Genomic DNA, 11,092 nt, shown 5'->3' with positions numbered 1-11,092 from the left:
AAGAAAAAGCTATGAGTGCAGAAGAAAATAATAGTGATGAAGAACTGGCGCCAATGGTTGATGGGCTAAGCGGAGCGCTTTGTATTCTGATACTTGTTTCTACAGTATTCATACTCTCAAGCACTGATTCAATTGTGACATCTGATGGTGGAGCATTAAAGTTCAGAGACTCATTTACTAATCTTAGTAAAAATACCATTTACTATAGTGGCGCTGTTTCACTTTCATCGTCTGATCTTTATCAAACCCGCAAGCACTTAGTTGACTCCGGGAAAAAGAAAATCACGCTCTATGGCGCAGTATCTAAATCTGTAGAAAACCATAAAGCAAAAAACACGTTTAATTTATTGAAGATTTATACAGACTTAAAATTACCTTCTGATATAGAAGTGGAGTTCAAAGAAGGGGATTCGTCTGCATGTGAAAAAAGTCTATCTTGTATTTACTGGAGTAATTAAATAAATGTATTTTCTGGGTCTGGTTTTTTATATATTAACAGCGGTATGCTACTTATTATTTCCTGCCATTAAAAATATGGTCAATCAGGCCGCTTTTCTGGCACCGCAAATTACGTATGCATGTGGAGTATTATTTATATTACCGCTGCTCCTTTTTTTAACGCATTGGGTATTCCGATTAAAGGCAAGGAAATACTACGCTTTACTGGCAACGCAAACTAAACTCGCGGCTTCAGTGGCCGTCTCCTTAGGCCTGATTGGTACCTTTATGGGATTAACCGACATGGTTTCGGCCATTTCCGGTTCTCTGGGGGGAGAAGGCGATCTTGCAGCAAAAATGGGGGCAATGATTTCATCCATTTCATCGGCACTGACAGCAATGTCATTTGCGTTCCTGACATCTATATTAGGTGTTACGGTATCAGTATTACTTTTGGTAAGCCTAAATTTTTGGGAATTTTATTACGAGACGGAGAATAATACTGGAAAAAACCCAGAGAAAGTACCTTCAGAAAATGAGCTCCACGCTTTACTCAACAGAATAACGCTACTGGAAGAAATTAATACTAATATCGCAAATAAACTAGTTTATATTCCAGAGAATACAAACCTTTCAGAGTTATTAGTGGTAAACAGCAATACTATGGCTGAGAATTTATTGCAAATAAATACCACTGTGAAAAATATTGAAAAAGTAACAAAAGCATTTGCTGAGGTAAGTGATAATGCGCTTGTTAGTATTAATGCATCGCTAATGGATGTTAATCAAAGCAATATGGTAGCGAGTGAAAAAATTATTGCTGGTAATGAGCATTTAATGGATTTAAATGTTGGTGTTAACGCATTGCTGGCATTAATGAAGAAAAACTCTGAGTTTAACGAGGAAATGGAAAATAAGAAGACTGAACAGCTTAAAGTCATTATTGACAGGCAGGAAAGTTATTTCCATGAACAGTATAAGTTTAAGAAAAAAATGAAGCAGATTGTAGAGGTGCTGACTAATGAAAACTAATTTTATCATCATGGGGTGCCTGTTTTTTAGCCCATTAGCTTTGGCTGGTCAGGACACTTTACACTATGCAGATTTTATTAATGAGATGTATAAAGAATCAGATATGATCAAGGCTAAGGCCCTGGAGCTTGAATCAGAATTGTTACGTGCGAAACAAACTGACCTCTATTTTATGCCTAAAGTTTCCGCAGAAAGCAAGTATAAATCAGATGCCTCTCGCGGTGACATAACTGATTCAAAAATAACTGCTAGCTCTTTGATTTTTAGTACAACTATTGTTGACCGTTTTAAAGAGAAGAATAGTCGAATTCATAGTGCTGAACTGTCGCTTCTGAAGGAAAAAGAAAGCTTGTATAAGTCACTGGTAGAGAATTTAATTGGTATAAAATATTATAATAATCTTGAGGTAAAGGCGACTAAATTAGAACAGACAGCCATTGATTTATACCGTCAAATTGAGGGGCGATATCTATCTGGTATCGCTAAAGCAAGCGATGTTGAGCAGGCTCGCCTTTTGATCCAGAAAATAAAGACTGAGTCAGAGAGTATTAATAAAGAGATTGAACTACTTAAGTCTAATATAGAATTAGCTACCGGCATTGCTTTTCCTGAGCGGGGTGTTAACTTACCCGATAGTATAATTAATAAAATTAACGGCTATAATATTAATGAGAAAGAAATTTATAATAATATTGATTATAAATTATTGAACGAACAGGCTAATGCTGCAAAATTTAACGCCTGGCAGCAAGATTCATTAGTTCAGGTTAGTCTGGTCGCAGAGGAGAGATATAATAATAGTCAAAGGATTGATAAAGATTCATGGGGGGGCATTCAGGTTTCGGTAAACCTATTTGATTATGATAAAAAGATTGCTAGTCAAACCGGTATAAAATCATATCAGGTATTAAAGACAAGGATGGATTTTAAATATAAAGAATTGTTGGCAAAAATGAAATCATTACAACTGACGATAAATTCTAATCAAAAGGAACTTAAAGGATTAGAAGAGCAAAGCAGAACTACAGAAGTGATTTTAGCTAATCAGAAAAGAGAATATAATATCTCACAATCATCTTATTATGAAATGTTAAACACGCAATACGACTATTTTGCATTAGAGCGGAAAATGGTTGAAATGAAAATTAGTGATGCTATCAACAAGATATCTTTGCTACAGGTATCTGGCGAACTGTTAAGTTTGTGATATGAACAATAACCTACTATCGCGAAAGATGTTAGCGGTCTTTATGACCGTTGCTGCTTTGATTGTTTATATTTGTGTGGCGAAAATTGATATTGTCTCTCCTGGTACTGGCGTGATAACCGGTGCTTCAGATAAACTAGTAATAGTCAGTCCTGATTCAGGCTTTATTAATAAATTTGATTTAAGAACTGGCTCAAACGTTAATATCGGAGATATACTTTTTTCGTATACGAACCTTGATGTCTTTCACCAGGAAAAAACACTTAATGAGTTAGTATTATTTGCAGACAGACGGATCGTTAGCCTGGAAGAGGATCAGCGATTGCTTAAAATACTCCTGGCTGGAGAAATATCCGAGGAAAGTGAGTTTAGTACGGAAAATAAAGATTTCTTCAGTCAGGAACTTAGTGCTTATAAGCTTTTGAATGAGTATTTTTCTTTAAGAAATGAAGAAAAGAATTTAAAGCTCAGAGAGGAGAAGATGATTGAAGAAAAAAACGATCTTCACGATCGATTGCTTCTTTTGAAAAGAAAAGGAAATTTACTTAAATCGGCCCGCGCGCCAGAAATAGAGATAATAAATAATAAAACTGAAATAAGTCAAATTATATCTCAAATAACTACAGGGGAGATCAGTTTACTCTCATTACAAAATGACATTAAGCTGGCAAACAATAGGTTTCGTAGTAGCGTCCTTGAGCAACTCAATAACAATGCTGAACAACTGGAACAGTTACGTAGAGAACGTCTTGAAAATCGGGGGCAATTGGAACTACTAAGAAATAAAATTAAGGCTAATAGTGTTTTATCACCGACGAATGGCATAATATTAAGTATTGAACGTAGCTTTGAGAAGGGTTCTTATGTCGAAAACTCACAGCCAGTAATGACAATAAAGAAAAGTAATGAAAGTAAAGTCATTGATGCTCGTATTTTAGCAAAATACAGGCCTTTTATCTTTATGGGCACAACGGCAAAAATTACTGTGAATTCACCTGGCTATAAAAAAACACTCTCAGGTGAAATTACGAGGATAAGTGCTGATTCGTTCTCAGATGATGAAAAAAATGGTGCTGAACGTTATTACAAAGTTGAAATAAAGCCAGATGATAAAATTATAGTCCCTCCTGAGTTAGAGGGTGTCCAGGTTAATGTATATGCGCTAAGTAAGAAAGTGACTCTGTTAAATTACATTACAGCGTTAGTCGGCGATAATATTGTATTTAATGTATGGTAACGTAAACTATGCTTGGATTTGTTTCTGCATTATCTTCCGCTGTGGCAGTAATGATATTATTACTGTCTGTATTATTAGCTAATTTGCTATCTGTAGCTATAACGAAAGACAATAAGCTTGATTCGGCAAATCTAACCTATGAAGCTGATAATAAAGATCAGACTGACGTTGTCATGGGTAAAGGATTTTCTTTGTCAGTCAAGGATCTCTTGCCGTTACGTTCATCTGATGCTGCAGTCAGACTATATTGTACATATGGTAATAATTTAAGTCTCGAGGTGGCCAAAAAATACACTACTTATAATTATATCGTTGCCAAATCAGCCTTAGGAGATAAAGAAATTATTGTAGAACAACCGATCTATGAAACTAAAAAAAATAATTGCATTGTAGAAGAAGTGAAAAAATGAATAGTAACTTTTTTGAAATTATTAGGAAATATTGTCTTGTTGAAGACATTGATTTTGTTTTTAAAAATAAAAGCAAAGATATGTGTGATGTATTACAGAACTTTAATGATTATGTAAATAATCACTTCTTTGACTATAAAATAACCACTGATAATTCTTACGATTATACTCATCTACCAAAAACATTTATAGTAGAGTGGACTGAATCTTATTTTTTAATTATACAAAAAGAAAAAAATAAGCTAATTAATTTAACATCTACAGATATCGTCACACAGGACGACTTACTTAGTAAACGAATATTTTACTTGTCAAAAGAATTAAAAAATATAAATGATGTGGATGTTTTCGATGCTATCAAAAAGATGACACCTGGGGCGAGTTATTTTGCTCTTGGTTTGATTTTCTTTGCCTTGATGACGCCACTTTATTCAAACTTGTTTAATACTCGTTTGATTTACAGTGATTCTTATCATTCTGTTTTCTTTGTTACCGGAATATTTATAATTTTTGTTATCTTTGAGCTTATTTTAAAAAGCATTATTTATGACAAAGCGTCTTCTCAGATTAAAAGTAACAATATAAAATGCAATGCTTTTTTTTTATATGCTTTAAAAATTTCAAACTGCAGAAATGCGGCAGTAAAGATACGTACTATTGAATCTTCTGTAGCATCATTTTGGGAATCTTATCCTTTAATCTCAGTAGATTTCTCATTAACATTTTTGTTTATTATATGTCTTTTTGTAATGATGGGGGGGTATGCTTTCCCCTTGTTTATCTATTATATAGCGTTAGCTTTTCTTTGTGTTCATATCCGTTTTTCTGCATATAAAAAAACGTTGCAAACAAATAGCGTCAGTTATGAAAAAATGTCTACATTAATATCATTAGAAGAAAAAAGAAAAGAGTTGAAGTTTCTACGCAGCACCTTTTTTGAAAAGCTATTGATGGATAAAACTAATCGTGACGAATATACCAAAATGGAAATGAATATTGAAAATCATCATTGGGCTGAAATGATAAAGGCTAACTCTTTTGTTTCTATGATTGTGATGTTTATTTCATCCTATTTTGCTGTCGTCAATGGTAGTTTGACGACAGCCTCTATTATTGCCATTATGATTATCAACTCTCGGCTCTCAGGGGCTTTAGTTGGGGGCGTTAATAAGTTATATTTATCACGATTACATTCGTTTCACATCATGAATAGTTTAAGCGAGCTATTAAAAGATAAAGATACATTTGTATCGCATAGCGGTATATATATATCACGGATTCAACAACTATCAGTTGAAAAATTATCTATTTCGTTTGCCGAACGAAAACTGATCGAACCGCTCTCATTTACGGCTGTTCCTGGAGATTTTATTGGCATTGTTGGTGCATCAGGAGCGGGTAAATCATCTTTAATTAAAGCACTGTCAAACTCTATTAATTGCTATACAGGGTCAGTTAAGCTAAATAATGTTGATATAACACACATTTCTGAAGAGTATATACAGAGCTGTATCGCTTATCACTCTACAAACAGCTCTTTTATAAAGGGCTCGCTTCGTGAAAATTTCATGATATATGGTGTTGTGGATGATAGTGATATCATAGAGATATTAACTTTATGCTGTAGAAATCTTATTCTTTCGAAAGAAAACGTAGACGAAAAATTTGTTGATGAGCTAAACCTTTCCAATGGGGAAAAACAGAAAATTTTATTATGTCTCGCATTATTTAAAAAACCGGAGATGGTGTTCTTGGATGAATCGACATCTTATCTTTCAACCGCTGACGCTTTAGATTTTCTGGAAAGAATAAAACATCTTTACTCAGATAGTATTGTCATTTTTGCGACCCATGATATATCACTACAAAGGTTATTTACTCGAAAGATTGAACTCTCACATGAACATTTAAGAACTGTAAGTTGTAATACAACGATAAGTATTCCGAAAATGAAACTGAATGGATGAAAAGGTTTAGGTTAGTATGTATGGGATTAAAACGGTAGTGTTTTTGGTAGTGGCGATTTAAGCCAGATTATATACAATATGTAAAGCGGTGATATGAATATTACCGCTTATAAAACAATTTGATCATTTTCTGGCTCAATGAATCTATTGACGTCACGAAAAAACCTATATTATAAATAACTATTGTAGTGAAATCATAATATCTGAAACTGTAAGATTACTGACATGACTGCACCTCCAATAGAACGTTACTATGTGACCAGTACTTTACTGTTAGTCTATTTTAATCATGGTATTTCTGAATTTTATGATCAAATCAAGTTATCTCTAATGAAATAGAAAACTCAGTTAACATTAAATGAATTAGTTCCACATCAGTAGTGATAGCCATTTTTCTATAAGCTGATCTTTTTTGGGTTGAAATGGTCTTGATGTTTCGATCTAATAAGTTTGAACAGCTTTTTACCGATAACCCTGCTGCGATATAATAAATAACCTTTTTTTCGCTCAACGTTAAATTAAACTTTTCAGCGAGTAAGAGGATGCCATTTTTTATGTTAATATGCTTTAACTTATTCTTATACTGCATTGCTATATATCTCAGTTGACAAATTGATATTGAGAGGAAGACAAAAAAGATAGGAATTCTGATGGCGTTGTTTTAAAATGTTTTTTAAAAACACATGTAAAATAAGAAGCACTATCATAGCCACACATATACGCCACACGAGTAACATTATACTCACTATTGCGTAGAAGCTTTGCCGCTTTATTCATTCGCGCATTAAGGTAAACCTCGCTGAATGAGGTGTTCTCTTGTTTTAGTTTCCTTTTTAATGTGGAGCAACTCATATAAAGTGAATCAGAAATATCCTTGAGTGTCCATTTTCGACTTATGTCACTTATAATAATATTATAAATATTTTCGGCTACTGAATTTTGCGATAGTTCTCTAAAGAGATAAAATGCTTCAGGTTCATAGATGAACTCTGAAAGTAGAAATCTTATTAAATATTCTCTTTTATCTTGTGGCAACTTCTGGTTTTTATTTGAAGAGTGTAAGAGGTTGAATACTCTTGCCACTCCTGTTTCTATTGGCGCTAATAAATGCTTTGTTGTCGGTTTTGTCGGGGGGGCCGAAAACTCTGCATGTTCATACAGAAAAAAGTTATAAGCATTTTTGATTGATGCTGAATCTAATTCAATTAAATTATAATTTAACTTTTCATTGGTCTCTTCCAGGGTGATATGAATAGTTTGCTCTTTAGCCAAAAATATTAACATTGGTCCTGTTGTTGTAATATACTCTCCGGACGATGACGTAATTGAAATTTTACCTGTGGTGAGCTTGATGAGCACGGACTGCAGTAAATTTAACCCCTGAAGAGATAAGGACTTCCGCTGCCAATTTTGTGCTGATTGTAAATATTCAATGTTCCCCACCGGGATAGGTGAGGAATTAAACTCTTTTAGCATGATAACTACCTTTTATTAAATGTGTGTAAATTAAAATTTATGCTAACAAATATAAAAGAGAACTGATGAATATAATTATGTGTGTTGGCTATCTTAAAGTTTCAGGCTTTGATCTTTTCATTTTCTATTGAAAATGGTATTTTATATTCTATTGTTATATATTATAATATCGTTAAAAAATTATGTCGCGTATAAAAAAAAGATGAAAATTTACAAGAATTGGCTCATATTATTATAAAGTCATCTCTTTAAAATTTGAATTAAGTAATAATCACACTTGATTTTTAGAGGTGATCTCTTTAATTTCATGGGAACGGTTAGCATGAGGTACGGGATCTGGTGTTAAGTTGAGATAAGTTTTCTCTGAGTTGTAAATATTAACGATCTCGATTGGGAAAGGGCATACAAAGCGGTAAAGATATATTGCGATGGGCAGAGGGCGTAGAGATATCCGGGAGTTTGCGGGGATGGGAAGGATTGTGTTGAATGGCTGGCTTCGTGAACAATCGTGTAGCGCGCTATTAGGTTTTTTTACTGTGCGTATCCGTTAGGTTTATGCTTTTACTGGATTGCATAATGTAGCGAGCTTTGGGGGCGGGGAGTATTGAATGCGCTTTTGCTACGCTGGCCCCGAAAGGCTGAGGAATCCCCAGAAAAAAAGACAGGCATAGAGTTTTGTGATCTACTGATTGCGCTAACAAATTCAATGAGATCACCTCTATGCCTGCCCGAACATTATGCCAGAAATTTTTCCGTGGCGCTCTGAGCCCGTTTCATCAATATCGTCAGAATGCTCTTCTTGATGCTACCGTGGCTTTGACCCGTGGTGCATCACTTACTCTGACAAGCATCGGTCGCTACCTTCCTGGTTCAGCACAAGTCAAAAACAGGATAAAACGCGTTGACCGCCTGTCAGGTAATACCTCTTTGCATGAGGATATCCCGTTGATATTCCGTAATATTACATCACTCCTTACTCGCCAGTTTTCCTGGTGTGTTATCGCTGTCGACTGGAGCGGTTACCCGTCCAGGAATATCACATCCTTCGTGCCAGTCTTATCTGTGATGGGCGTTCAATCCCTCTGCTTAGTCGGCTTGTACCTTCAGCAAAGCAAAATAATTCGCTGATACAAAAAGAATTTCTCGATGAACTTCACCGGTGCGTAAATCCCAAAGCAAAAGTCATACTTATTACAGATGCGGGGTTTCAGAGTGCATGGTTTCGGCACATAAAATCACTGGGGTGGGACTTTATTGGCCGCATAAGGGGAACGGTTCAATTCTGTCTGCTGCATGATGATGAAAGATGGCTGAAAATAACGGATGTTCGGGGTAAAGCAAGCCCGGAATATCCGGGAGCAGGATGGCTTGTCCGGGCGGAATATGCCCGGTGTTCAGGCCATTTTTATCTTCATAAAAGGGAAACCAGAGGACGTAAAAACCAGCGTTCCAGAGGGCGATTATCCAGCCCAACGACAGAAAAGGAAAAACAGGCCTCAGCGAAAGAGCCCTGGCTGATATTTACCAGCACAGAAGAGTTTAAGCCGCGAGAAATCATGAAGTTATATAGCAGAAGAATGCAAATAGAGCAGAATTCCCGTGATGAGAAAAGTGAACGCTTCGGATTCGGCCTGCGGGCCAGTTACAGTCGTTCTGCCGGGCGGCTGTCAGTCCTGAGCCTTCTGGCGACACTGAGCACAATCGTGCTGTGGCTTATAGGATATCATGCTGAAAACACAGGATTACATCTGAGATACCAGGCCAACAGCATTAAATCACGGCGTGTTATCTCATATCTGACATTAGCGGAGAATGTCCTGCGACACTCTCCGCTAATTTTGAAGCGAACAGCATTAGACGTCGTTCTTCATCATCTCGCCAGAACCTACCGAAGTATGGTGCTGGTTTATTAGCACTGGTTTTGTGGGGATCTCTCAGCCGATAAGGGTTGGATTTTAGTTCTCAAGGTTAAAGGGGAACCAAAGCAGGTTATTGGTATGGATGATGTTATCGATCTGCGAAAACCAGGTATTGAAAAACTTCACCTTATTCCTGCAGAAATCAATAATGGCGAGCTGCCAGTAAATTTTCCCCGGGATTTCGCCTTACTTGAGAAAGATACTGTCTACCTATGTCAGCAGAACTTTGAATGGGAAACTCGCGTTGTAGCTGCCCGCCGCTGGCTTATCATTCATGGCTACCCCCTTCCTGAGGGGGACAACCACGCGCAAATCGATTTGGCGGTCGAAATTCCTACAACTTATCCAGATGCTCAGTTAGACATGTTCTACGTATACCCTGCGCTTACACTAGCCAATGGGAAAAGTATTAGTCAGACTCAATGCCAGGCAAATATTCTCGGCAATAGCTATCAGCGCTGGCGCCGCCATCTGAATGGAACTACGAGATGGAATCCACTGACGGATAGTGTGACGACTCATTTGGCTGTAGTAGAAGAATCACTTCTGCGAGAGGTGGAATAATGAACACTGTAAATCACGACTCTTACTTCAGGCTGGCTCTAAGTGAAAATCATCACAACATGCTACATAAACATCTTTTTCCCGGCGTTGGCCTTGAAGCCGCTGCTATACTTCTATGTTCGCAAAGTTCGGCATCTCGCTATTTAGTCAAAGATATTTTATTGGTAGATTATTCTGAGTGCCGCACAAGAACAAACGACTTTATTAGTTGGCCAAGGACCTATATTGAAAATGCGATTGATGCTGCTGAAACAAACAATCTATCAATAGTATTAGTGCACTCGCATCCAGGAGGCACATTAGTATTTTCAGATATGGATGACGACAGTGACCGTGAATTTTTACCTGCATTATTTGAAGCCAATGAGTCGTTAGACACTCTTCATGGTTCTGCAATTATGACTCCTGACGGAGCAATTCGTGCACGATTTTATAATCGCCGACTGGATATTATTCCCGTTAACGCTGTACATTGTGCTGGTGATAACCTCATTCAATGGAAAATGACTGAATTCGATAGTTTACAACCGCATCCAATGGCTTTTTCAGCTCAAATGGGGAAAGACCTGAAGTCCTTCACTGCCTGTATTGTAGGTGTGTCAGGTACAGGATCAATCATCGTTGAGTAATTGGCACGTCTCGGCATTGGGTGACTCATCCTAATCGATTTTGATGAAATTGAATTTAAAAACCTCAATCGTATTGTCAATTCAACGATAGAAGATGCACGTAATAGAGTAACAAAGGTCGCCAGTATTGCTGATGCACTAACTACATATCGCGACGATATTGAAGTAATAGCGATTAAATGTCAGCGCCAGTGATATAAGACGGTAATTCAC

Annotated in this window: 10 protein-coding genes and 1 pseudogene; 9 read left to right on the top strand and 2 right to left on the bottom strand. The window is 36.5% G+C overall.

Going from position 1 to position 11,092, the window contains the following annotated elements; translation table 11 throughout:
- Positions 1-11: 11 nt before the first annotated feature.
- The 6 genes from ACE15A_RS02430 to ACE15A_RS02405 are packed head-to-tail and all read left to right on the top strand — an operon-like array spanning position 12 to position 6,291.
- Positions 12-458: a hypothetical protein gene (locus ACE15A_RS02430; RefSeq protein ID WP_001271664.1), complete on the top strand. Its 447-nt coding sequence runs from the start codon at positions 12-14 to the stop codon at positions 456-458.
- A 4-nt stretch (positions 459-462) separates the two neighbouring features.
- On the top strand, positions 463-1,470 hold the full coding sequence (locus ACE15A_RS02425; protein WP_129382347.1) for a hypothetical protein: 1,008 nt from the start codon (positions 463-465) through the stop codon (positions 1,468-1,470).
- Positions 1,460-2,677, top strand: coding sequence for a TolC family protein (locus ACE15A_RS02420; RefSeq protein WP_023249533.1), 1,218 nt, complete (start codon positions 1,460-1,462; stop codon positions 2,675-2,677). Before ACE15A_RS02425 ends, ACE15A_RS02420 begins: the two co-directional genes overlap by 11 nt.
- Positions 2,678-2,720: 43 nt before the next feature.
- Positions 2,721-3,914: an HlyD family efflux transporter periplasmic adaptor subunit gene (locus ACE15A_RS02415; RefSeq protein WP_226296254.1), complete on the top strand. Its 1,194-nt coding sequence runs from the start codon at positions 2,721-2,723 to the stop codon at positions 3,912-3,914.
- Positions 3,915-3,922: 8 nt separating this feature from the next.
- A complete protein-coding gene (locus ACE15A_RS02410; protein ID WP_023249535.1) occupies positions 3,923-4,324 on the top strand; it encodes a hypothetical protein in 402 nt (133 codons plus the stop codon).
- The gene (locus ACE15A_RS02405) at positions 4,321-6,291 is read left to right on the top strand and encodes an ATP-binding cassette domain-containing protein (protein ID WP_023249536.1); all 1,971 of its coding nucleotides are present in this window, start codon (positions 4,321-4,323) and stop codon (positions 6,289-6,291) included. The genes ACE15A_RS02410 and ACE15A_RS02405 overlap by 4 nt, the downstream gene beginning before the upstream one ends.
- Before the next feature lie 316 nt (positions 6,292-6,607).
- On the opposite strand, the gene rtsB is transcribed toward ACE15A_RS02405, so the two are convergent.
- Together rtsB and ACE15A_RS02395 are read right to left on the bottom strand one after the other, a co-directional pair.
- A complete protein-coding gene (gene rtsB, locus ACE15A_RS02400) occupies positions 6,608-6,895 on the bottom strand; it encodes a transcriptional regulator RtsB (RefSeq protein ID WP_072158706.1) in 288 nt (95 codons plus the stop codon).
- A complete protein-coding gene (locus ACE15A_RS02395; RefSeq protein ID WP_053509246.1) occupies positions 6,892-7,767 on the bottom strand; it encodes an AraC family transcriptional regulator in 876 nt (291 codons plus the stop codon). Before ACE15A_RS02395 ends, rtsB begins: the two co-directional genes overlap by 4 nt.
- A 720-nt stretch (positions 7,768-8,487) precedes the next feature.
- Between ACE15A_RS02395 and ACE15A_RS02390 the strand changes: the two are divergent.
- The 3 genes and pseudogenes from ACE15A_RS02390 (at position 8,488) to ACE15A_RS02380 (ending at position 10,879) form a co-directional block, all read left to right on the top strand.
- Positions 8,488-9,680 (top strand): annotated as a pseudogene (locus tag ACE15A_RS02390) (IS4 family transposase).
- 84 nt (positions 9,681-9,764) lie between these two features.
- Positions 9,765-10,250, top strand: coding sequence for an E2/UBC family protein (locus ACE15A_RS02385; RefSeq protein WP_053529135.1), 486 nt, complete (start codon positions 9,765-9,767; stop codon positions 10,248-10,250).
- On the top strand, positions 10,250-10,879 hold the full coding sequence (locus ACE15A_RS02380; RefSeq protein WP_064055846.1) for a Mov34/MPN/PAD-1 family protein: 630 nt from the start codon (positions 10,250-10,252) through the stop codon (positions 10,877-10,879). The genes ACE15A_RS02385 and ACE15A_RS02380 overlap by 1 nt, the downstream gene beginning before the upstream one ends.
- Positions 10,880-11,092: the final 213 nt, after the last annotated feature.

It is taken from the genome of Salmonella sp. HY31, from assembly GCF_042604575.1.
Lineage (GTDB): Bacteria > Pseudomonadota > Gammaproteobacteria > Enterobacterales > Enterobacteriaceae > Salmonella > Salmonella diarizonae.
The sequence above is the reverse complement of the archived record's forward strand: the minus strand, read 5'-3'. Positions and strand labels throughout refer to the sequence as shown.